This window comes from Sphingobium sp. AntQ-1, from assembly GCF_028538045.1.
In the GTDB taxonomy this organism is placed as follows: Bacteria; Pseudomonadota; Alphaproteobacteria; order Sphingomonadales; family Sphingomonadaceae; genus Sphingobium; species Sphingobium cupriresistens.
The window spans coordinates 2,044,219-2,066,085 of record NZ_CP117158.1 but is presented as its reverse complement, the minus strand read 5'-3'; the positions used below and the strand labels follow the sequence as shown (position 1 = coordinate 2,066,085).

The window sequence follows — 21,867 nt, the reverse complement described above, 5'->3', positions numbered from 1 at the left end:
AAGGCCCGCTTCTTCCCGTTGAGGAAGGAAAGCCCTTCGACAGGCTCAGGCCGAACGGTTATGGAGGTTCGCATGAAGCCCTGGCCCCTGCTCTTGATCGCCCTTGCCTCCCTCTCCGCTTGCGGGCTGCGCCCGGTTTATGGCGGGGGCGGGCAGGGCGATGTGGCGCAGGCTTTGGGCAATGTCACGGTCGAACCGATCGAGGGCAAGGGCGGCTGGCTGGTGCGCAACGCGCTGAACGACCGGCTTTCGGCGATGCGCAGCGGATCGGGTCCGCGCTACAAATTGGTGGTGAAGCTGGACGACGATATCAGCGGCTTTGGCCTGCGGTCCGATGCCGCGATCACGCGCGAGCGGCGCACGTTGCGGGCGCGTTATCAACTGGTGGATGAAACCACCGGCGCGCAGTTGCTGGACGATACCGCCGGGTCCGATGCGGGCATCGACGTCACATCGAGCGAATATGCCACGATCGCGGCCGAAGACACGGCGCTGGAACGGCTGTCGCAGACGGTGGCGGACCAGATCGTCACCCGGCTGGCGCTCTATTCGCGCAAGGCGGCCAATCCTTGAAGGCCAATCGCGGCCAGATCGAACGGGCGCTCGACGCGCCGGGTCAGGGCGCTTCGGCGGATATCCGCTTCTTCCTGCTCTATGGCCCGGACGAAGCGGGCAGCCAGTCGCTGGCGAAACGGCTGGAGCGCGCCATGGGGCCGCAGGCCGAGCGGGTCGACCTGGACGGCGCGACGCTGAAGGACGATCCCGCCCGGCTGTCCGACGAAGCCGCATCCTTTTCCATGTTCGGCGACAAACGCTGGATTCGCATCAGCGGCATGGGCGAGGAATCGGTCCCGGCGCTGACCGCCCTGCTGGAGGCGGAAGCCGCGGGCAACCCGGTGATCGCGGTCGCCGGCGCGCTGAAAGCCACGTCGAAGCTTGTCAAGCTGGCGCTGGATCACAAGGCGGTGATGGCCTGCATCTCCTACCAGCCCGACGCGCGCGAATCGGAACAGATCGCAGTCGGCATCGCGCGCGACGGCGGGCTGCGCCTGCCATCAGACCTCGCCCGCCGCATCGTCGATCTCGCCAATGGCGACCGCGCGCTGATGACCGGCGAGATCGAGAAGCTGATCCTCTACCTCGACGCCGCGCCCGACCGCCCGCGCGAAGCCACGGCGGAGGCGCTCGACGCGCTGTCCGCCGACAATCCCGATACGGAGGTCGGCCCGCTGGTCAACGCCGTGCTGGGCGGCGACCTGAAAGCCATGCACCGCGAACTCACCAGCCTCAGCGAAACCGGCACGGCGATGGCCTCGGTCATCCGGCCGCTGCTGAACCGCGCGATGCTGATCGCCCATATCCGCACCGAGTTCGACGCGAGCGGCCGGCTGGACGGCGCGGTCGAGGCGGCGGGCAAGGCGGTATTCTGGAAGGAAAAGGGGCTGGTGTCGCGGCAGGTGCGGCAATGGGATGCGCCCGGCATCGCCCGCGTGCTGCAACGGCTGCTGGATGCGGAGCGCGCCACGCGGTCGGGCCGGGGGCTGGGCGACCTGATGGTCCGCCACGAATTGCTGACGATCGCGCGGCAGGCAGCGCGCGAGCGGGTCTGAATCCGAAGGCTTGAACCCCCGGTCCGCCGGGGCCATATTGCGGTCATGGACAAGCTGAACCTGAGCGAAGCCGAATGGCGCGCGCGCCTTTCCCCCGAACAATATCATGTGCTGCGCGAAGCCGGCACGGAACGGGCCTTCACCGGCCCCTATAATGGCAACAAGGCCGACGGCGTCTATTATTGCGCCGGATGCGGCGCGGAGCTGTTCGACGCGGAAGAAAAATATGACAGCGGATCGGGCTGGCCCAGCTTCACCGCGCCGGTGGATATCGACGCGGTCGAGGAAATTCGCGACGCCAGCCACGGCATGGTCCGCACCGAAGTGCGCTGCGCGACCTGCGAGGGCCATCTGGGCCATGTTTTCCCTGACGGGCCGGGCGTCAACGGCCTGCGCTATTGCATGAACAGCGCCAGCCTGGACTTCAAGCCGCGCGACGAAGAGGCGTAACGGCCTACATCCGTTCGTTTCGAACCAGCGGGGTCGTCTTATTCATTCCCGGTAAAGCGCCGCTCTCCATGGAAGGCGCGACGGTCTTTTTCCGCGCCGGACGCATGATTTGCGCTGGCAGGGGCCGGGATTAGCGCGTATCCGGGGCGGCACAAATGGCAGGATCAGGCAAGAGCAAGGGCGCGCCGCGTGGCCGCGCGAAGACATGGATGCTGCGCGGGCTGAAGATCGGCCTCGCGGCGGCGGTGGCGGGCCTGCTGGCGGTGGTGATCGCTGTGGTGATCGCGATGCAGTCGCTGCCCAGTTATGACAGCCTGAAATCCTCCCCCAATGGCCAGATGATTCGCGTTCATGCCGCAGACGGCAGCGTCATCGTGTCGTTGGGGCCGAGTTTCGGACGCTGGATGGATTATGACCAGATTCCGCAGGTCATGATCGACGCGATGGTGTCGACCGAGGACAAGCGTTTCTACCTGCACCCCGGCGTCGATCCGATCGGCATGGCGCGCGCCGCCTGGGTCGCGGTGGAACGACGCGGATCGGGCCGTCGCTGGCAGGGCGCATCGACCATCACCCAGCAGGTGACGCGCAACATCTTTCTCAACAACAGCTATAGTTTCGGCCGCAAGATCCGCGAAATGGTGTTGGCGCTGGCGCTGGAGCGCAAATTCTCCAAGCGGCAGATCCTCGAACTCTATCTGAACAAGGTCTATTTCGGCGGCGGCGCCTATGGCATCGACGCGGCCAGCCGCAAATTTTTCGGCCACCCCGCCACCAGCCTGGACCTGCCCGAAGCCGCGATCGTCGCCGGGCTGGTCAAGGCGCCGTCCAGCTATTCCCCCACCGCCGACGCGGAAGCGGCGATCGGCCGCGCCGGGGTGGTGCTGGACCTGATGCAGGAAAATGGCGTGATTTCCGCTTCGCAGCGGGCTGACGCCGACATCCAGAATGTCAAGCTGGCGCCCGAAGCGCCGCAGAACAGCGTGCGCTATTTCACCGACTGGGCGCTGCCCCAACTCGACCTGCTGATCGACGAGCCGAACGAGCCGCTGGAAGTCTACACCACCATCGACCTCAATATGCAGAAGGCCGCGACGGCAGCGATCCAGGCCAATGTCCCGTCCGGCACGCAAGGGGCGCTGGTCAGCCTGGACCGCGACGGCGCTGTGCGGGCGATGGTCGGCGGCCTCGATTATGTGACATCCAACTATAATCGCGCCACCACCGCGACGCGCCAGCCGGGGTCCGCCTGGAAGATTTTCGTTTATATGGCGGCGCTGGAGGCAGGCTATACGCCCGATACCGGCGTGACCGACGAGCCGGTGACGATCAATGGCTGGTCGCCGCGCAACAGTTCGGGCCGCTTTTCCGGCGACATCGATATCCGCACCGCCTTCGCCTATTCGATCAACACGGTCGCTGCGAAGCTGGGCGTCGAGGTCGGCTTCCCGACCGTCGCCGACATGGCCCGCCGGTTCGGTATCACGACGCCGGTCAACACCCACCCTTCCATGGTGCTGGGCACGTCCGACGTGCGCCTGATCGACATGACCCGCGCCGCCGCCTCGATCGCGCGCAAGGGCATTGCGGTGACGCCCTATGGCATTACCAAGGTTACGACCGCCGACGGCCGGATGCTCTACAGCCACCAGGACGACACCAGCCGCGTGCTGGTCGCGCCCTGGGTCGCCGCCGGCATGACCGACCTGATGCAGACGGCGGTCAGCACCGGCACCGGCAAGGCGGCGCAGATCGGCCGCCCGGTGGCGGGCAAGACCGGCACCACGACCAGCAACAAGGATGGCTATTTCCTGGGCTTTTCCAGCGGCATCACGACCGGCGTATGGATGGGACGCGACGACGCCAAGGCGGTCGGCGGACTGCAAGGCGGGCGTGCGCCGGCCCACGCCTTCGCCGATTATATGAAGGTCGCCGTCTCCAAGCGGCCGGTGGAGCAGTTCGAAACCCAGGTGACCCTGCCCGAATGGCAGTTGGAGCCGGACGAGGAAGCCTATTATGGCGGCCCCGACAACGGCATCGATGGCGGCAGGGGCGGCGGCATGATGGTCGATGAGAATGGCCTGCCGATCGAACGGCCGCGCGCCGATCCCTATGAAGCCGGGAGCGATGATCCGCAGATGGAGGTCGATCCAGAAGACCGGCCGAGGCAGGACCGACCGCAACCGCCGCGCATCGACCAGCAATGGATCGACAATGTGCTGGGCCGTGATCGCCAGCAGAGGCCGACGCCTGCACCGCGCCCGTCGCCCAACCCCTAAGCCTAACCCTTCACCTCGTCATTGGCGGCGAAGCGCGTCTTGTCGAGCGCGCTGCCGTCGGGCAGCAGGAAGTCGACCTTCCCCCGGCCGAAATCGATCGCCACCCGGTCGAAAATCTTAAGCGCGCTGATGCCCAGCAGCAGCGCCGGCTTGTCCCGCATCCCCAGTTCGGCAAAGGGGCTGGCGTCGGCGAACAGCACGGGCACGTCGATCAGATTGACGCGGCCCATGCGCACCGACTTGATCCGCCCGACCTGCCCCGTCAGCGTGCCACCAGTGACGCTGGTCAGCGCCGCCGTCATCATCGCGGGGGCGCGCTTCTTCGCCATCAGCTTGTCGCGCAGCGCGATATTGCCGATGCTGAAATTGGTGCCGGTGTCGAGCATGATGTTGACCCGCATCCCGTTGACTTCGGAATCGAGCAGGATCAGCTGACCCCGCTTGCGCCGCGCCTCCACCACGATGGCATCGGGATCGGCCGACAGCCGACGGCGGGGGTTGCTGCCGCTGATTTCCATCCGGCCGGTGCGGAAATCCAGCGTCAGCCGCTTCGCGTGCAAACTGTCCAGCCCCAATAGGCCCGGCGCGCCCAGATGTTCGCCTTCCAGCACCGGCGCCTCGATATCCTCGATGGTGCCGCCACCAAAGCCCAGCCGCGGCACCGCGACCGTCCCGGCTTCCGACCGGCCGGTCATGCTGATGATCGTGACATTGGCGCGCGGCAACAGCGCCAGCTCCTGCGCCAGATCGCGCGCGATCACGGTGCGCTGCGATCCGGTGTCGATGATGAAGTTCCACGGCCCCTTGCCGTCGATCGAAATCGGGATGGTCACCCGTGCGTCCAGCGCGGGACCGGTCTGGACGACCGTCGGCGGCACGTCGGGATCGAGGATCGCAGGGGCGGGCAGGGACGCATCCTGAGTGGCCAGCGCAGGATCGCCGATCGCCAGCGCGAACCCCAGCAACACCCTCATGCAGAGAAGGAGCCGTCCCATATCCTCATCCTTCCATTTTATGCCTCGCTTATACCATGGAAGGCCATGGTCGCACCAGCGGCACCGCCCGGCGCGAATTGCGGTGGAAAGGCGATTTTCCGCCGCTGCGGCCTGCTATCATGTCTTGACTTGACCATGGGCCGATCGCTAAACGCCAAATGATAGCGCCCTTCCGTTCGGAACGGGACTCGACCGGCGTCCTGCCTGGTTCGCAATCCTTCCCCTTTCAGCCCTACTTTACCCTCTCGCCATCGGACCGATTCGCAATGCACCTCAAGGACCTCAAGAAAACAGCGCCCGCAGACTTGGTCACCATGGCCGAAGAGCTGGGCGTCGAAAGCGCATCGACGCTGCGCAAGCAGGATCTGATGTTTGCGATCCTGAAGGCCGAGGCTGAAAATGGCGAGCAGATCATGGGCGAGGGCACGATCGAGGTGCTGCCCGACGGCTTCGGCTTTCTGCGCAGCCCCGAAGCGAACTTTTTGGCCGGTCCAGACGATATTTATGTCTCGCCCAATCAGGTGCGCCGCTTCGGCCTGCGCACCGGCGATACGGTGGATGGCGAAATCCGCGCGCCCAAGGATGGCGAGCGCTATTTCGCGTTGGTGAAGCTCAACACCGTCAATTTCGACGATCCCGATGTGGTCCGCCATCGCGTGAATTTCGACAATCTGACGCCGCTCTATCCCGAACAGAAGCTGACGCTCGACCCCTATGACCCGACCCAGAAGGACAAGTCGGCCCGCGTCATCGACATCGTGTCGCCGCAGGGCAAGGGCCAGCGCACGCTGATCGTCGCGCCGCCCCGCGTCGGCAAGACGGTGATGCTCCAGAATATCGCCAAGGCGATCACCGACAATCATCCCGAAGTCTTCCTGATCGTCCTGCTGATCGACGAGCGCCCGGAAGAAGTCACCGACATGCAGCGCAGCGTGAAGGGTGAGGTCGTGTCCTCCACCTTCGACGAACCCGCCACCCGCCACGTCCAGGTCGCCGAAATGGTGATCGAAAAGGCCAAGCGCCTGGTCGAGCACAAAAAGGATGTGGTGATCCTGCTCGATTCCATCACCCGCCTCGGCCGCGCATACAACACCGTCGTCCCCTCGTCGGGCAAGGTTCTGACCGGCGGTGTGGACGCCAATGCGCTCCAGCGGCCCAAGCGATTCTTCGGCGCGGCGCGTAACATTGAGGAGGGCGGTTCGCTCTCGATCATCGCCACCGCGCTGATCGACACCGGCAGCCGCATGGACGAAGTGATTTTCGAAGAGTTCAAGGGCACCGGCAATTCGGAAATCGTGCTCGACCGCAAGGTCGCGGACAAGCGCATCTTCCCCGCGCTGGACGTCGGCAAGTCCGGCACCCGCAAGGAAGAGTTGCTGGTCGACAAGGCCAAGCTGAGCAAGATGTGGGTGCTGCGCCGCATCCTGATGCAGATGGGCACGATCGACGCGATGGAATTCCTGCTGGACAAGATGAAGGACAGCAAGACCAACGAAGATTTCTTCGACTCCATGAATCAGTAAGGGGCGCCCGCGATCCCTCCGATCGCGGCCCGATCCATCATAAATTTTGCCGCGACAGCCGGGCCATGTATATGGTCCGGCTTTCTCCTTTCCTAAATATAGGGACGTTAGCAGGCCGCCATGATCGACCTCATCGCCACCGCCGCTTCGGCGGCCCAGGGCCTCGGCTCTCCTGCCGATATCTGGCAGCACATCGTCAATGATTTCAGCAATATAACCTCACCGAGCGCGCTGGCCGCCTTTGGTCAGGTGCTGATGATCGACATTCTTCTGGCTGGCGACAATGCGATCGTCGTCGGCGCGCTGGCGGCGGGGCTTCCGGCCGCGCAGCGCAAGAAGGTGATCCTGATCGGCATCATCGCCGCGCTGGTGCTGCGCATCGCCTTTGCGCTCGTGGTCAGCCAGTTGATGCAGATTGTCGGCCTGATCCTGGCCGGTGGCCTGCTGCTGCTGTGGGTCAGCTTCAAGATGTGGCGTGAATTGCACCCCAAGCGGGGCGGGGACACGCCAGGCGACACCAGCGACGACGATGTGTCAGGCCTGCGTCCGGCCAAGAGCTTCGCCGCAGCCGCCTGGGCCGTGGCCGTCGCCGACGTCAGCATGAGCCTGGACAATGTGCTGGCCGTCGCCGGCGCCGCGAAGGACCATCCTGGCATCCTCATCATCGGGCTGATTCTGTCGGTCGCCCTGATGGGCATCGCGGCCAACATCATCGCCAAATATATCGAGCGTTTCCGCTGGATCGCCTATATCGGCCTCGCCGTCATCGTCTATGTCGCGGTGAAGATGATCTATGAAGGCTTTGTCGATCATCAGGTCGGAATATTGACGCTGTTCGGCTGAACGGCCGGCCACGCAAAAAGGGGGCGGAACCTGACAGGTTCCGCCCCCTTTTTTTGTGCTTCAGCAGAGCATCAGGGGATGAGGATCGTCGCGCCCATCGTCTGCCGCGCCTCCAGCGCGCGGTGCGCCTCGGCCGCGTCCTTCAGGGCGAAGCGCTGGCCGATCACCGCCTTCACCACGCCGCGCCGCATCCGGTCGAACAGGCGATCCGCACTATGCGCCAGTGACTCTGGCGTGGCGATATAGTCGAACAGGGTCGGGCGGGTGACGTAGAGAGACCCGCCGCGGCTCAGGTCCAGCAGGCTGACCGGCGGCACCGCGCCCGATGCATTGCCATAGCTGACCATCAGCCCGCGCCGCTTGAGACTGGCGAGCGAGGCGGTCCAACTATCCTTGCCGATGCCGTCATAGACCACGTCCACGCCCTGGCCCCCGGTCAGGTCGCGCACGCGCGCTGCCAGATCATCGAAACCGCCATGCAGGCTGTGATCGGCCTCCACGCTTGCAGCTTTTTCGGCCGATCCGCAATGGGCGATGACGATGACGCCCTTGTCGCGCAGCCAGGGGACGAGAACGGAGCCGACCCCGCCCGCCGCCGCATGAACCAGCGCGACCTGCCCGGCCCGGAGCGCGATCGTGTCGTCGGCCAGATAGCAGGCGGTCATGCCCTTGAGCATCATCGCCGCCGCGTCCTGAGTCGAGACGCCATCGGGAATCCGCACCACCTTGTCCGCCGACACGATCCGGTGAGTGGCGTAAGACCCCAGCCCGCTGGCGCAGCCCACAACATCGCCGATCGCAAAGCCGGTGACGCCCGGACCCACCGCCGCGACCCGGCCTGCGCCCTCCGACCCCAAAGCGGTGGGCAGGGGCGCGGGATAGAGGCCGGTGCGATAATAGGTGTCGATGAAGTTGAGGCCGACCGCGTCCTGCGCGATCAGCACTTCGCCTTCACCCGGCGCGCCGGGATCGAAATCCTCGCGCGCGATCACCCCCGGCCCGCCATGGCTGCGGGCGACCATGCGCCATGCGCCGCTCATCCGGCGAGATGTTCGGCGAAGAAATCGGCGGTGCGGCCGTCCGCCAGTTCCGCGCCGGCTTCGTCGCGGCGCTCGCCCATCTCCGCGGCGAAGCCATGATCCAAACCTGCATAATCATGCAGCGTCACATGACGATTATCCGCCAGCCCTTCATGCATCGCCTTTTGCGCGTCGGGCAGGACGAAATGGTCGGCGGTCGGCACATGCAGCAGCACCGGCTTGCCGATCGCATGTTGTTCGCCCAGCAAGCCGTCGATGCCAACGCCATAATAGCCGACGAACGCATCGCCATCGGTACGGCAGGCGCTCATGAAGGCCAGCCGCCCGCCCAGGCAATAGCCGACCAGACCGACCTTGCCGCCACCGGCCGCGGCGCGCGCGGCCTTGATCGTCGCTTCGATATCGCGAATGGCCTGGTCCTGGTTGAGCTTTTGCATCAGGCCGATCGCGGCCTGGAAATCCTCCGGCACGTCGGCATCCAGTTCGACATGCGGCTCCTGCCGCCAGAACAGGTCGGGCGCATAGGCGACATAGCCGGCCTTGGCCCAGCTATCGCATTTTGCGCGAATCCCCTCATTCACCCCGAAAATTTCCTGGATGACGATGATCGCCGCGCTCGCCTCTGCTTCGGGTTTCGCCACATAGGCGTCGAATTGCCTGTCGCCGTCCAATGTCGAGATAGAAGTGAAGTCGCCCATGCCGATATCCTTGCCGCTATGAGAATGGAACGCATATTGGCCGATCCAGACCGAGGCGCAACCGCCCGCCGCGTTAAAAAATTTGCGTTGGTCCGGGCAATTGCGGCATGACAGCGCGCATAACATGCAAAGGCCGAAAGAAAGGGCAGCGACATGAAGGTTACCGTAGACGTGGACTGCACGCCTGCCGAAGCGCGCTCTTTCCTGGGCCTGCCCGATGTCACCCCCATCCACGACAAATATATCAAGACAATGCTCGACGGGTTCGATGGCGTCGCCAATGTCGAGCAGATGGAGACGTTGTTCAAAAGCTTTTCGCCTATGGGTGATGCGGGGATGCGCCTGTTCCAGCAGATGATGAATATGGGCCTGGCGGGCATGTCCGGCGGCGACAAGAAATAGGCCTGTGTCCGGTTCCGACGGCGACACGATCTTCGCCCTGTCGAGCGGTGCGCCGCCGGCGGGGATTGCGGTCATAAGGATCAGCGGCGTCGGGGCCGGGGCAGCGCTTGCTGCTTTGGCCCGCCGCTTGCCATCCCCTCGCACCGCCAGCCTGGCGCTGCTGAAAGACCCGCGCGACGATGCGCCGCTCGACCGGGCGCTATTGCTATGGCTGCCCGGTCCCGCCACCGTCACCGGCGAGGACATGGCCGAACTCCATTGCCATGGCGGCCGCGCCGTGGTCGCCGCGGTGGAAGAGGCGCTGACCGCCATGCCGGGATTGCGCCGGGCCGCGGCGGGGGAATTCACCCGCCGCGCCTTTGTCCATGGTCGCATGGATTTGAACGCGGTGGAGGGCCTGTCCGACCTGCTCGCCGCCGAAACCCAGAGCCAGCGGCGCGCCGCCTTGCTCATGGCGGAGGGGCATTTTTCGCGCCGCATCGACGACTGGCGACTGAGCTTACTGGATCTATCCGCCATGGCCGAAGCCGCGCTCGATTTCTCCGACGAGGATGACGTGCCCGACGCCGCGATCGAAACCCGGATCGGCGCAGGCATCGTCGCATTGGCGCAGGATGTCGCCGCCATCCTCGCCGCGCCGTCCGCAGAGCGGCTGCGCGACGGCATCCGCGTGGTCCTGGCCGGGCCGCCCAATGCCGGCAAGTCGACCCTGCTCAATGCGCTGGTCGGGCGCGACGCGGCGATCGTGTCCGACGTCGCCGGCACCACCCGCGACCGGATCGAGGTGCCCGCCGCGATCGGCGGCACCGCCTTCCTGTTCACCGACACCGCCGGCCTGCGCGGCGAGACGGACGATGCGATCGAGGCGATCGGCATCGACCGCGCCCGCGCGGCGTTGGACGCGGCCGACATCATCCTGTGGCTGGGCGATGCGGCCGACCTGCCCCGCGACGATGCCTTGTTAATTGCGGCCCAATCCGATCGCGCCGAGGCAGGTCGGCCCGGCCTGCGCCTTTCCGCCCGCACCGGCGAGGGCATGGACAGGTTGGTCGCTACGCTTCAGGAACGTGCAGCGGCGCTGCTGCCGGGGGAGGGCGACTATGCCCTGCACGCGCGACAGAGACAGCAAGTTGGACAGTTGTACGCGCATCTCAGCGCGGCTGGCGCGACACCGGATCTGCTCGTCGTTGCTGAAGATTTGCGCCTGGCGCGCGGCACCATTGATGCGCTGACCGGGCAGGCGGGGACCGAAGATATGCTCGACCGTCTCTTTTCGGGGTTCTGCATCGGCAAATGATGCATGTTCCACGTGGAACGCTTTTGACCCCACCCCCCTGACTCTGATATGGGCCGCCCATGCAAAGCCATTATGATGTGATCGTGGTCGGCGGCGGCCATGCCGGCTGCGAGGCGGCCGCTGCGGCGGCGCGGAAGGGCGCGTCTATCGCGCTCCTGACCTTTGCCCGCGATACGGTTGGCGCCATGTCCTGCAACCCGGCGATCGGCGGTTTGGGCAAGGGCCATCTGGTGCGCGAAGTCGATGCGCTCGACGGGCTGATCGCCCGTGCCGCCGACGCCGCCGCCATTCATTATAGGATGCTCAACAGCAGCAAGGGCGCCGCCGTGCAGGGGCCGCGCGTGCAGGCCGACCGTAAACGCTATCGCGCCGCCATCCACGGGATGCTTGATGCGCAAGCGGGATTGGAGATTGTCGAGGGCGAAGCCGACGCGCTGCTGATCGCGGGCGACGCGATCGTCGGTGTGGCGCTGGCCGATGGTCGCACCATCGCTGCGCCAACCGTGGTGCTGGCGACCGGCACTTTCCTGGGCGGCAAGCTCTTTCGCGGCGACGAACGCGAGACTGGCGGCCGGATCGGCGAGCGCGCCGCCAGCGCACTGGGCGTACAGTTGCGCGCGCTGGGCCTGCCGATCGCGCGGCTTAAGACGGGCACCCCGCCGCGTCTGGACGGCCGCACCATCGATTGGGCGCGACTGGAAACGCAGCCTTCGGACGGGGAGGCGTGGACGATGTCTCCGTTGTCCACCGGCCGCATCCTGCCCCAACTGGCCTGCGCCATCACCCGCACGAATGATGCTACCCATGCGATCATCCGTGATGGCATGGACCGGTCACCCTTGTTCAGCGGGGCGATCGAGGGGCGGGGGCCGCGCTATTGCCCGTCGATCGAGGACAAGGTCTTGCGCTTCGGCGATCGCGACGGGCATCAGATTTTTCTGGAGCCGGAAGGGCTGGACGACCCGCTCATCTATCCCAACGGCATCAGCACCTCGCTGCCAACCGACGTGCAGGTCGCCATGGTGCGATCGATGCCGGGGCTGGAGCAGGTAGAGATCGCCGTGCCGGGCTATGCGGTCGAATATGACCATGTCGATCCGCGCGCGCTCGATTCCACGCTGGAAGTACGCCAGCTGACTGGCCTGTTCTGCGCCGGCCAGATCAACGGGACGACCGGCTATGAGGAGGCGGCGGCGCAGGGATTGATCGCCGGTGTCAATGCCGCTGCGCGCGCGCGCGGCGAAGCGCCCATGATCCTCGACCGGGCCAGTTCCTATATCGGCGTGATGATAGACGATCTCGTTTTGCAGGGTGTGACCGAACCCTATCGGATGCTCACCGCTCGCGCCGAATATCGGCTGCGCCTGCGCGCCGACAATGCGGAAACACGGCTAGGCCCGATCGGCCTGGCGCATGGGGTGATCGGCCCCGACCGCGCTGCCCGATTGACCGAGCGGCAGACGCAGCGGGCCGCGATCGAAGCCGAACTGGCCCAACCGAGGAGCGCCAGCGAAATGGCGCGCGCCGGCGCAGCGGTCCGGCAGGATGGCGCGCGACGCAGCCTGTTCGACTGGGCGCGCTTTCCCGAAGTCGACCGGGCGTTGCTGTGCGCGCTCGCGCCGACCCTGCGCGACGCGCCCGCCGACCTGCGCGACGAAATATTGGAGGACGCCCATTACGCCCCCTATCTGCAACGACAGGATAGCGAGATTGCCGAATTGCGTCGCAACGAGCGGGTCATCATCCCTGCCGATTTCGATTTCCGTACCATCGGCGGACTGTCCACCGAGATGATCGAGCGCCTCGACGCCGCCCGTCCAGACACGCTGGCCGCCGCCGGTCGCATCCGTGGCATCACGCCGGCGGCGCTGGCGGCCATCCTCGTCCACGTCCGCCGGGTGGCGGCGTGACCGAAGACGACGCCCGCGCCTGGCTGACGGCGCACTACGATGTTTCACGTGAAACATGGAGCAAGCTGGAGCGCTATGTCGCTATCCTGTTGTCCGCGATGGACGAGCAGAATCTGATCGCGGAATCGACCCGTCCCCATGTGTGGACGCGGCATATCGTCGATTCCGCCCAATTGCTGCTTCACACAAAGGAAGCGGGCGAGGGCGACTGGATCGATCTCGGATCGGGCGCTGGTCTGCCGGGCATCGTGCTCGCCTGCTTGTCCGACCGCCCGTTGATGATGGTGGAATCCCGGCGCAAGCGGATCGATTTTCTGGACAGCGTGATCGCCGAACTGGGCTTGACCCACGCCCGCGTCTTCGGCGGCCGCGTCGAAATGGTGCCGCCCCTGCATGCCGCCGTCATCAGCGCGCGCGCCTATGCGCCGCTGCCCAAATTGTTCGAATCGGCGCTTCATCTTTCGGATAAAAAAAGCCTCTGGGTGCTGCCCAAGGGACGAAATGCGCAAAATGAACTGGAGGCGGCGCGTCCGGCATGGCAAGGTGCGTTTCACGTGGAACCCAGCGTAACGGATGGCGATAGCGCCATCATCGTGGCCCACGCCGTGAAGCCCGCCAAAAGGAAAGGCCGAGGATGATCCGCATCGCCATCGCCAATCAGAAGGGCGGCGTAGGTAAAACCACCACCGCGATCAATCTCGCGACCGGGCTGGCTGCCACCGGCCTGCGTGTGCTGCTGGTCGATCTCGATCCACAAGGTAATGCCTCCACCGGCCTTGGCGTCGGCCATGCCGATCGCGCCCAGTCCAGCTACGACCTGCTGGTCGGCAATTGCGCGCTCGACGACACCGTCATCGCCACCCGCGTCCCCAAGCTGGATCTGGTCCCCGCGACCCAGGATCTGTCGGGCTGCGAGATCGAATTGATCGACTATGAACAGCGCACCCACAGGCTGGAGCGCGTATTGGCCGAAGCCCAGCCGGGTCGCTGGGATATCTGCCTGATCGACTGCCCGCCCTCGCTGGGCCTGCTCACCATCAACGCCATGGTCGGCGCGCAATATCTGCTGGTTCCGCTCCAGTGCGAATTTTTCGCGCTCGAAGGTCTGTCGCAACTGCTCCAGACGGTCGAGCGTATCCGCGGCCGCTTCAACCCCGGCCTGTCGATCATGGGCGTGGCGCTGACCATGTATGACCGCCGCAATCGCCTGACCGACCAGGTCGCCGACGATGTGCGCGCGTGCCTGGGCGATCTCGTCTTCTCCACGGTCATCCCGCGCAATGTCCGCCTGTCCGAAGCGCCCAGTCACGGCGTGCCCGCCCTCATCTACGACTTCCGCTGTTCGGGGTCCGAAGCCTATATGCGTCTGGCGCGCGAACTGATCGCCCGACTGCCGCGACAGGAGGTTGCCGCTTGAGCGACGAAACGACCGACAAGCCCAAGATCGCCAAGCGCCCCCATGGTCTGGGCCGCGGCCTGTCCGCCCTGTTGGGGGACGTCGCGCGCGAGGAACCGGTATCGCCCAGCGCCATTCCCGCCAATGGCAAGGCGGTGCAGAGCATCGAAGTGTCGCTGATCCAGCCGCACCCGGAACAGCCGCGTCGCCATTTCGACGAAGGCGCGTTGCAGGAACTGGCCGAGAGCATCGCCAAGCGCGGCGTGATCCAGCCAATCATCGTGCGTCCCCATGGCGGCGGTTTCCAGATCATCGCCGGCGAACGCCGTTGGCGCGCGGCGCAGCGGGCGCAGATGCATCGCATTCCTGCGATCGTCCGCGATTTCGACGAGCAGGAAACGCTGGAAATCGCGCTGATCGAAAATATCCAGCGCGAGGATCTCAACCCGATCGAAGAGGCGGAAGCCTATCGCAAGCTGATCGCCGAATTTCATCATAGCCAGGATGCGCTGGGCCGCATTGTCGGCAAATCGCGCAGCCATGTCGCCAACCTGATGCGCCTGCTCGAATTGCCCCAATCGGTGCAACAGCAGGTGATGGAGAGCCGGATCAGCATGGGCCATGCCCGTGCGTTGATCGGCCTGCCCGATTGCGAAGCGCTGGCGCGCCAGGTCGAAGATAAGGGCCTGTCGGTCCGCGACACTGAAAAGCTGGTGAGGCGGGTCAAGACCGGCGCCGAGGCGCCCGCCGCCCGCCGCAATGCCGCAAACGGCGACAAAGACCCGGACATCGCGGCGCTGGAGCAGCATCTGGCCGATATATTGGGTCTGAAGGTCGAGATCGCGCATGAAGGCGCATCGACTGGCGGCGCCTTGTCGCTGCGCTATTCAAACCTCGACCAGTTGGACATGTTGTGCCAACGCCTGTCGGGCGAGCGCATCTAGCGCGCCGCCGTAAACCGCGGTCGTCACGGCGCACAAGCGCGACGTTCGAAAGAGTCTGGGCTATGTGGCCGTAAAGCCCGCTGGTCTTTTGTCCCCCTGCTCCTTAGATTGCAGGCATGGCCGACATGATCTCCACCCACGCCGCTGCGCCCACCATCATTCGCCGGATGGACTATCGTCCGCCCGACTGGCTGGTCCCCGACGTCACGCTCGACTTCGATCTCGATCCCGCACTGACCAGGGTGCGCGCAACCCTGTCGGTCACGCGCAACGGCGATCATGACCTCCCGCTGCGGCTCGATGGCGAGGGCATCGTGCCGCTGTCCGTGTGCGTCGATGGCCGCCCGCTGGCGCAGGACGAGTGGCATCTGGAGGCCGGCGCGCTCATCATCGCGCTGCCCGATGCCGCACATAGCGTCGAAACGCTGGTGGAGCTGTCGCCGGAGGGCAATAACAAGTTAATGGGCCTCTACGCCAGCGGCGGCCTGCTCTGCACCCAATGCGAAGCCGAAGGCTTCCGCCGCATCACCTTCTTCCCCGACCGGCCCGACATATTGTCGCGCTACAGCGTGCGGATGGAAGCGGACAAGGCGCGCTTCCCGATCCTGCTCGCCAATGGCGACCCCATCGAGCAGGGCGACCTGCCCGATGGCCGCCACTGGGCGCGCTGGAACGATCCCTTCCTCAAACCCTGCTATCTCTTCGCTCTGGTCGCGGGCGACCTCGCCTGTAATGCCGACCGTTTCGTCACGATGAGCGGGCGCGAAGTGCAGCTAGGCATCTGGGTGCGCGAAGCCGATCTCGCCCGGACCGATCATGCGATGCACGCGCTCAAGAACAGCATGGCCTGGGACGAGCGGGTCTATGGCCGCGAATATGATCTGGACGTGTTCAACATCGTCGCCGTGGCCGACTTCAATTTCGGCGCGATGGAGAATAAGGGGCTCAACATCTTCAATTCGCGCTATATTTTGGCCGATCCCGAAACCGCGACCGACATCGACTATGACGGGGTCGAAGGCGTGGTGGCGCATGAATATTTCCATAACTGGTCCGGCAATCGCGTCACTTGCCGCGACTGGTTCCAGCTTTCCTTGAAGGAAGGCTTCACCGTCTTCCGCGACCAGAATTTTTCCGCCGACATGGGCAGCCATGCGGTCAAGCGGATCGAGGATGTCCGCATTCTGCGCGCCGGCCAGTTTCCAGAGGATAGCGGCCCGCTCGCCCATCCGGTCAGGCCGGAATCCTATATGGAAATCAGCAACTTCTACACCGCCACCATCTATAATAAGGGCGCCGAGCTGATCCGCATGATGGCGTTGATGCTGGGTGCGGAGCGGTTTCGCGCAGGCACCGATCTCTATTTCGACCGGCATGACGGACAAGCCGCCACTTGCGAGGATTTCGTGCTGGCGATGGAGGAGGGCGGGGGGATCGACCTTACCCAATTCCGCCGCTGGTATGAGCAGGCCGGCACGCCCCATGTCCGCGCCCTCATCAGCCATGATCCGGTCAGCCAGAGCGCCACACTGACGCTGGAGCAGACGATGCCGCCGACGCCGGGTCAGACCGACAAGCAGCCGATGGCGATCCCGCTGCGCATCGCGCTGTTCGATCCCGCCACCGGGCAGCATCGCGGCGACGAACTGCTGATGCTGACGGAGGGCAAGCAGAGCTTCACCTTCACCGGCTTTCCGGCCACGCCCATCCCGTCGATCAACCGCGGTTTTTCCGCCCCGGTGATCGTGGAAACCAACCGTAGCCAGGACGATCTCGCCTTTCTGTCGGCGCATGACGACGATCCCTTCGCCCGTTACGAAGCGATGCAGCAGTTAATGGTCAATGTGCTGGTCGGCCGCATCGCGGGCCACGCCACCGACGACGCGACGGTGATCGACGCCGTGCGCAACACAATCACCGATCCGTTGCTGGACCCCGCCTTTATCGCAGAAACGATCCGCCTGCCCAGCGAAGCCTATCTGGGCGACCAGATGCGCCTGGTCGATCCCGACGCGATCCATGCGGCGCGCGATGCGTTGCAACAGCAGATCGGCGCCGGGCTGGAACCGCTGTGGCGCGATATCCATGCACGGACCAAGGCGAACGCCTTCTCCCTTTCTCCCGCCGCCAAGGGCGCTCGCAAGCTGCGTAACGCGGCGCTCCATTATCTGGTGGCGTCGGGCGCGCAGGATGGCCCTGCCATCGCATTCGTCCAGTTTAGCGAGGCCGATAATATGACCGAGCGTCAGGCGGCGCTGGGCACGCTGGCCAATGGCGCCAGCCCGGAGCGGGAGGCGGCGCTCGACATCTTCTACAATCGCTACGCCGCCGACGCGCTGACGCTCGACAAATGGTTCCAGACCCAGGCGTTCGCGCTGCATCCCGACACCGTGGGCCTGGTCGCGCAGTTAAGCACGCATAAGGATTTCACGCTCGCCAACCCCAACCGGGTGCGGTCGCTGTTCGGCGCCTTCGCCGGCAACCAGTGGGCGTTTCACCACAAGTCGGGCAAGGGTTATCGCCTGCTGGCCGACTGCATCATCGCGCTCGACAGGCTCAATCCGCAGACAGCCGCAAAACTGGTGCCGCCACTGGGCCGTTGGAAGCGGTTCGAGGAAAAGCGTGCGGCGCTGATGCGGGCGGAATTGCAACGCATTCTGGCGCAACCGGGATTGTCAAAGGATGTGACCGAACAGGCGGGAAAGAGCCTGGAATAAGCATCCGGCAGGGGTTCGCTTCGCGTTGCGAAGCGAACCTTCAAGGCGTCAGTCCTTCACCGCCGCGGCCCAGGCGGCGACGTCGGCCGCCACCTTGTTCGCCGCGACATTGATCGGCGCTCCGACCGTCCCGGCTTCGATCTTGCCGCCCACCGGCTGGCTGGCGGTGAACCGCTGCCGCGCCAGCGCGACGCCGTTGGGGGTGGTGAGCACCGCGTCATAGGTGACGACCGCGCTGTTGCTCGCCGCATCGATGCCGAAGGCCACCAGTTCGCCACTCAGTCGCTGGCCGCCATCACCGGAAAACTGCCCCGAATCCAGCACCACCCGATCGGTCGTGGCGGAAATGGTTTCGGCGAGCAGGCCCCGGAACAGATGGCGGGGCGTGTCGGCCCATTGCACCTTGGTCACATAAGCGACGGAGGTCGGCCCCAGTTTCACCGGCACGCGCACCGTATCCAGCGTCTTGGGCGCGTCGGGATCGGCGACGATCAGCGTACGCCCGCCACCCGCCACCCGTGCGGCGCCGGACGGCACCTTCTGCGCGGCATCCAGCGTCAGTAGCTTTTCGGGGGGCTTTGCGCCGAAGGATACGCAACCCGACAGCAGGACGGCAGCGGTCAGCGCGACAAGCGCGCCTTTCCGGTTCGCGCCGGGGTGTTTCACATGGAACATGGTCCGCATCTCTCTCATCATCATGGCTTATAGTCCGGCAGCTTGGGCGATCCGACCAGCGATCCCGCGCCCTGCTGGTCCAGCTTTTCCGCAACGCCGCGGAAGGAGCGCGACATTTCGCGCAGGTCACGGACCAGCTGGTTGACCTCCGGCATGGTCTGGGTGCTGAACGCCTTTACGCCCGGCTGCGCCTCACCGATGGTCTTGTCCAACGTCTCGATGCTGCGGGTCGCCGCCTGCACGCTCTTGCGCAGGTCGCTCATCAGCGGTCGGCCTTCCTCGTTCAGCATCGTGTCGGTGGTGGCGGCGAGCTTGCCGATCTGTTCGACGGCGACACCGGTGCGCTGCACCGCGATCCGCGCTTCGGCCAGGGTGGCGGCGATTTCAGGGCTGCGATCGGCCAGCGCGCCGGACACCCGCTCGACATTGGCCAATATGCCCGCGATCGACTGCTGATTCTTGTCGCTCAGCAACTCGGTCAGGCGCTCGGTGAGGGTCGACAGCCGCTCCAACAGCTGCGGCGCATTGTTGAGCAGTTCGCCCAGCGCGCCCGGCTTGGTCGGGATCACCGGCACCCCGTCGGGGCAGGCCGCCCGCACATTGCCGGTCGGACAGGCGATCGGCGGCGCGCCCTTGACGGCGCCGTCCAGCACCACTTCGCTGACGCCGGTGAAGCCGACCCCGGCGATGGTCGCGGTGGTGCCCTGCAGCACCGGGGTTCCGTCCTTGACGGAAATGCGCACCTTCACGAAGCTCGGATCACGCTTCCAAAGTTCGATCTTCTCCACCTTGCCCGACGGCACGCCGGAATAATTGACGCTAGACCCCTTTGCGAGGCCGCTGACGGACTGTTTGAAGAAGATGTCATATTCCTTATTCTCGCCATCGGAAACGCGCGAGAACCAGAAGGCGGCGGCCATGATCGCAGCCAGCAGCAACAGCGTGACTGCACCGACCAGCACATGATTGGAGCGGGTTTCCATATCTATCGCCTTCCGTCCGACGGACTAAGCGCCGCCTTTGTCTGTTCCCGGTCCTTTTCGCGCGACACCGCCGCGGTTGCGGCGCGGCCGCGCGGACCGTTGAAATATTCCTGAATCCAGGGGTGATCGGTCGCCAGCAACTCTTCGATCGTGCCGACGGCGGTCACCTTTTTATCGGCCAGCACCGCCACCCTGTCACAGATCGAATAGAGCGTATCGAGATCATGGGTGATAAGGAAGACAGTCAGGCCCAACGTCTGCTGCAATTTGCGCGTCATCTCATCGAATGCCGCCGCACCGATCGGGTCCAGGCCTGCGGTAGGCTCGTCCAGGAACAGCAGGTCCGGGTCCAGCGCCAGGGCGCGGGCCAGGCCCGCGCGCTTCTTCATGCCCCCCGACAATTCGGCCGGATATTTGGGACCGGCCTCGGTCGGCAGGCCGGTCATGCGGATCTTGTAGGCGGCGATCTCTTCGCGCAGTTGCGGCCCGATATTGGGATAATATTCGCGGATCGGCACCTCGACATTCTCAGCCACCGTCAGGGTGGAAAAGAGCGCGCCGCCCTGAAACAGCACGCCCCAGCGCTTGCGGATCGCCAACGCTTCGTCATCCAGCCGCCCGATCATCGATTCGCCAAAAACGTGAATATCGCCCTCATCGGGCGTTTGCAGGCCAATGATTGCGCGCATCAGCACCGATTTGCCGGTGCCGGACCCGCCGACCACGCCCAATATCTCGCCCTTGCACACATCCAGGTCCAACCCGTCATGCACAACCTGGTCGCCAAAGCTGTTACGCAGTCCACGCACCGAAATGGCGATCTCGGCCGTTTCCACCGCCTGTTCGATCCGCTCTTCCTCGGCTCGCTGTATCTCTTCTTCGCTCATCAGTTCCAGCCCACCCAGGTGAAGAAGACGGCGAAAAAGGCGTCGATCACGATCACCAGGAAGATCGCCTGCACCACGGCCGCAGTGGTGCGCAAACCGACTTCCTCGGCATTGGCCTTCACCTGCATCCCCTGGAAACAGCCCGACAGCGCTATGATGATGCCGAAAACGGGCGCCTTGATCAGGCCGACCCACAGATCGGTGATCGGAACGACCTCCCGCAATCGCTGGACAAAGGTGATGGGCGGAATCTCCAGCGCGATCGCACACAGGAATCCGCCACCGATCACCGCCATGATCGAAGCGTAAAAACCCAGCAACGGCATCATGATGACAACGGCGAGCGTGCGCGGCAGCACCAACGCCTCCATCGGCGACACGCCGATGGTGCGCATCGCATCGACCTCCTCGGTCAGCTTCATCGTGCCCAATTGCGCGGCGAAGGCCGAACCGGAACGGCCGGCGACCATGATCGCGGTCATCAGCACGCCCAGTTCGCGAAAAGTCAGGCGGCCGACCAGGTTGATCGTCAGCATCTCCATGCCGAACTGGCGCAACTGCACCGACCCCTGCTGGGCGATGACGATACCGATCAGGAAGCTCATCAGGCCGATAATGCCCAGCGCCGATACGCCGACCACTTCGAACCGCTGCACCACCGCATTGATGCGGAACCGATGCGGATGGCGGATAACGCTCCAGCTCGCGATCAGCGTGGCGCCGAAAAAGCCGAGCAGCCCCATCAGATTCGCGCCGGACGCGATCACTGCCTCGCCGATCTGGCCGACGACGCGACGCAGCGGATGGACATGGTCAGGCCGGATCGGCATCGGCTCGTCCAAATGGCAGACGGCGTCGATCAGGCGTCGCGCATCGTCGCTGGCGCCGGTGACATCACAGCCCAGCCGCTTGGTCGCGCGATGCACGGTCCAGGCGCCGATCGTATCCATATGGTCGACAGCGGACAGATCGATGGCGCCGACCGGCCCCTGCACGGCGTCCAGCCGGTCGGGCAGGTCGCCCAGACAGGCGATCGCCAGCGATCCGGAAAGCCGGACCACATTACTGCCGTCCTGCTGTTCCTCGGCTAATTCGGCGGCTTTGTTCATGCGATGGGATTACTGGTCCATTATCGGTTGCACGGCAAGCCGAAACGGCCCATCCGCAAGCCAGAACGAAGGGCGGACAGAAAAGTTTCGGAAACGGCATGACGACGCA

Annotated in this window: 20 protein-coding genes; 13 read left to right on the top strand and 7 right to left on the bottom strand. The window is 65.0% G+C overall.

Annotated features, from left to right (window positions below):
* The first annotated feature begins 72 nt into the window (after positions 1–72).
* From lptE to sphantq_RS10345, 4 genes are all read left to right on the top strand, one after another.
* On the top strand, positions 73–573 hold the full coding sequence (gene lptE / locus sphantq_RS10360; protein WP_272798452.1) for an LPS assembly lipoprotein LptE: 501 nt from the start codon (positions 73–75) through the stop codon (positions 571–573).
* Positions 570–1,610: a DNA polymerase III subunit delta gene (gene holA, locus sphantq_RS10355; protein ID WP_066607294.1), complete on the top strand. Its 1,041-nt coding sequence runs from the start codon at positions 570–572 to the stop codon at positions 1,608–1,610. The genes lptE and holA overlap by 4 nt, the downstream gene beginning before the upstream one ends.
* 45 nt (positions 1,611–1,655) lie before the next feature.
* Complete coding sequence (msrB, locus tag sphantq_RS10350) at positions 1,656–2,060, top strand: peptide-methionine (R)-S-oxide reductase MsrB (RefSeq protein ID WP_066607291.1); 405 nt, start codon at positions 1,656–1,658, stop codon at positions 2,058–2,060.
* Between the two features lie 155 nt (positions 2,061–2,215).
* Positions 2,216–4,339, top strand: coding sequence for a transglycosylase domain-containing protein (locus sphantq_RS10345; RefSeq protein WP_272798451.1), 2,124 nt, complete (start codon positions 2,216–2,218; stop codon positions 4,337–4,339).
* A gap of 2 nt (positions 4,340–4,341) precedes the next feature.
* On the opposite strand, the gene sphantq_RS10340 is transcribed toward sphantq_RS10345, so the two are convergent.
* The gene (locus tag sphantq_RS10340; protein ID WP_272798450.1) at positions 4,342–5,334 is read right to left on the bottom strand and encodes a retroviral-like aspartic protease family protein; all 993 of its coding nucleotides are present in this window, start codon (positions 5,332–5,334) and stop codon (positions 4,342–4,344) included.
* Positions 5,335–5,600: 266 nt separating this feature from the next.
* On the opposite strand from sphantq_RS10340, the gene rho reads away from it, so the two are divergent.
* Positions 5,601–6,857, top strand: a complete 1,257-nt coding sequence (gene rho, locus sphantq_RS10335; protein WP_066607284.1) for a transcription termination factor Rho — start codon at positions 5,601–5,603, stop codon at positions 6,855–6,857.
* A 120-nt stretch (positions 6,858–6,977) separates the two neighbouring features.
* Positions 6,978–7,700, top strand: coding sequence for a YjbE family putative metal transport protein (locus sphantq_RS10330; RefSeq protein WP_066607279.1), 723 nt, complete (start codon positions 6,978–6,980; stop codon positions 7,698–7,700).
* A gap of 71 nt (positions 7,701–7,771) precedes the next feature.
* Here the strand turns inward: sphantq_RS10330 and sphantq_RS10325 are convergent, their stop codons facing one another.
* Both sphantq_RS10325 and sphantq_RS10320 read right to left on the bottom strand, forming a co-directional pair.
* Positions 7,772–8,722 (bottom strand): quinone oxidoreductase family protein, encoded by a 951-nt coding sequence (locus sphantq_RS10325; RefSeq protein WP_272798449.1) that lies wholly within the window; start codon positions 8,720–8,722, stop codon positions 7,772–7,774.
* A gap of 14 nt (positions 8,723–8,736) precedes the next feature.
* Complete coding sequence (locus tag sphantq_RS10320) at positions 8,737–9,438, bottom strand: dienelactone hydrolase family protein (protein WP_066607570.1); 702 nt, start codon at positions 9,436–9,438, stop codon at positions 8,737–8,739.
* Positions 9,439–9,591: 153 nt separating this feature from the next.
* Between sphantq_RS10320 and sphantq_RS10315 the strand changes: the two genes are divergently transcribed.
* The 7 genes from sphantq_RS10315 to pepN all read left to right on the top strand — a co-directional run bounded on the left by sphantq_RS10315 (position 9,592) and on the right by pepN (position 18,104).
* A complete protein-coding gene (locus sphantq_RS10315) occupies positions 9,592–9,840 on the top strand; it encodes a DUF6489 family protein (protein WP_066607277.1) in 249 nt (82 codons plus the stop codon).
* A 4-nt stretch (positions 9,841–9,844) separates the two neighbouring features.
* Positions 9,845–11,137, top strand: coding sequence for a tRNA uridine-5-carboxymethylaminomethyl(34) synthesis GTPase MnmE (gene mnmE / locus sphantq_RS10310; RefSeq protein WP_272798448.1), 1,293 nt, complete (start codon positions 9,845–9,847; stop codon positions 11,135–11,137).
* Between the two features lie 59 nt (positions 11,138–11,196).
* Positions 11,197–13,047 (top strand): tRNA uridine-5-carboxymethylaminomethyl(34) synthesis enzyme MnmG, encoded by a 1,851-nt coding sequence (gene mnmG, locus sphantq_RS10305; protein WP_272798447.1) that lies wholly within the window; start codon positions 11,197–11,199, stop codon positions 13,045–13,047.
* Positions 13,044–13,685, top strand: a complete 642-nt coding sequence (gene rsmG / locus sphantq_RS10300) for a 16S rRNA (guanine(527)-N(7))-methyltransferase RsmG (RefSeq protein WP_272798446.1) — start codon at positions 13,044–13,046, stop codon at positions 13,683–13,685. Before mnmG ends, rsmG begins: the two co-directional genes overlap by 4 nt.
* Positions 13,682–14,464: a ParA family protein gene (locus sphantq_RS10295; RefSeq protein ID WP_066607266.1), complete on the top strand. Its 783-nt coding sequence runs from the start codon at positions 13,682–13,684 to the stop codon at positions 14,462–14,464. Before rsmG ends, sphantq_RS10295 begins: the two co-directional genes overlap by 4 nt.
* The gene (locus tag sphantq_RS10290) at positions 14,461–15,387 is read left to right on the top strand and encodes a ParB/RepB/Spo0J family partition protein (RefSeq protein WP_272798445.1); all 927 of its coding nucleotides are present in this window, start codon (positions 14,461–14,463) and stop codon (positions 15,385–15,387) included. Before sphantq_RS10295 ends, sphantq_RS10290 begins: the two co-directional genes overlap by 4 nt.
* Before the next feature lie 116 nt (positions 15,388–15,503).
* Positions 15,504–18,104 carry an aminopeptidase N gene (gene pepN / locus sphantq_RS10285; protein WP_272798444.1) on the top strand — a complete coding sequence of 867 codons (2,601 nt, stop codon included), beginning with the start codon at positions 15,504–15,506 and terminating at the stop codon, positions 18,102–18,104.
* 48 nt (positions 18,105–18,152) lie between these two features.
* Here pepN and sphantq_RS10280 read toward each other — a convergent pair whose 3' ends face one another.
* Genes sphantq_RS10280 through sphantq_RS10265 form a run of 4 tightly spaced genes read right to left on the bottom strand, consistent with a single transcriptional unit; the run spans position 18,153 to position 21,758 of the window.
* Positions 18,153–18,800 (bottom strand): ABC-type transport auxiliary lipoprotein family protein, encoded by a 648-nt coding sequence (locus sphantq_RS10280; protein ID WP_408021516.1) that lies wholly within the window; start codon positions 18,798–18,800, stop codon positions 18,153–18,155.
* Positions 18,800–19,762, bottom strand: coding sequence for an MlaD family protein (locus sphantq_RS10275; RefSeq protein ID WP_066607258.1), 963 nt, complete (start codon positions 19,760–19,762; stop codon positions 18,800–18,802). Before sphantq_RS10275 ends, sphantq_RS10280 begins: the two co-directional genes overlap by 1 nt.
* A 2-nt stretch (positions 19,763–19,764) precedes the next feature.
* On the bottom strand, positions 19,765–20,649 hold the full coding sequence (locus sphantq_RS10270; protein WP_272798443.1) for an ABC transporter ATP-binding protein: 885 nt from the start codon (positions 20,647–20,649) through the stop codon (positions 19,765–19,767).
* Positions 20,649–21,758, bottom strand: a complete 1,110-nt coding sequence (locus sphantq_RS10265; RefSeq protein WP_066607252.1) for an ABC transporter permease — start codon at positions 21,756–21,758, stop codon at positions 20,649–20,651. Before sphantq_RS10265 ends, sphantq_RS10270 begins: the two co-directional genes overlap by 1 nt.
* Positions 21,759–21,867 lie beyond the last annotated feature (109 nt).

Excerpts from the sequence above, each read along its gene's own strand:
- sphantq_RS10320 (WP_066607570.1), bottom strand. The coding sequence starts at position 9,438 with ATGGGCGACTTCACTTCTATCTCGACATTGGACGGCGACAGGCAATTC.
- sphantq_RS10325 (WP_272798449.1), bottom strand. The coding sequence starts at position 8,722 with ATGGTCGCCCGCAGCCATGGCGGGCCGGGGGTGATCGCGCGCGAGGAT.
- pepN (WP_272798444.1), top strand. The coding sequence starts at position 15,504 with ATGGCCGACATGATCTCCACCCACGCCGCTGCGCCCACCATCATTCGC.
- sphantq_RS10315 (WP_066607277.1), top strand. The coding sequence starts at position 9,592 with ATGAAGGTTACCGTAGACGTGGACTGCACGCCTGCCGAAGCGCGCTCT.
- sphantq_RS10275 (WP_066607258.1), bottom strand. The coding sequence starts at position 19,762 with ATGGAAACCCGCTCCAATCATGTGCTGGTCGGTGCAGTCACGCTGTTG.
- sphantq_RS10295 (WP_066607266.1), top strand. The coding sequence starts at position 13,682 with ATGATCCGCATCGCCATCGCCAATCAGAAGGGCGGCGTAGGTAAAACC.
- rho (WP_066607284.1), top strand. The coding sequence starts at position 5,601 with ATGCACCTCAAGGACCTCAAGAAAACAGCGCCCGCAGACTTGGTCACC.
- sphantq_RS10340 (WP_272798450.1), bottom strand. The coding sequence starts at position 5,334 with ATGGGACGGCTCCTTCTCTGCATGAGGGTGTTGCTGGGGTTCGCGCTG.
- sphantq_RS10270 (WP_272798443.1), bottom strand. The coding sequence starts at position 20,649 with ATGAGCGAAGAAGAGATACAGCGAGCCGAGGAAGAGCGGATCGAACAG.
- sphantq_RS10265 (WP_066607252.1), bottom strand. The coding sequence starts at position 21,758 with ATGAACAAAGCCGCCGAATTAGCCGAGGAACAGCAGGACGGCAGTAAT.
- sphantq_RS10280 (WP_408021516.1), bottom strand. The coding sequence starts at position 18,800 with ATGATGAGAGAGATGCGGACCATGTTCCATGTGAAACACCCCGGCGCG.
- mnmG (WP_272798447.1), top strand. The coding sequence starts at position 11,197 with ATGCAAAGCCATTATGATGTGATCGTGGTCGGCGGCGGCCATGCCGGC.
- sphantq_RS10330 (WP_066607279.1), top strand. The coding sequence starts at position 6,978 with ATGATCGACCTCATCGCCACCGCCGCTTCGGCGGCCCAGGGCCTCGGC.
- sphantq_RS10345 (WP_272798451.1), top strand. The coding sequence starts at position 2,216 with ATGGCAGGATCAGGCAAGAGCAAGGGCGCGCCGCGTGGCCGCGCGAAG.
- msrB (WP_066607291.1), top strand. The coding sequence starts at position 1,656 with ATGGACAAGCTGAACCTGAGCGAAGCCGAATGGCGCGCGCGCCTTTCC.
- lptE (WP_272798452.1), top strand. The coding sequence starts at position 73 with ATGAAGCCCTGGCCCCTGCTCTTGATCGCCCTTGCCTCCCTCTCCGCT.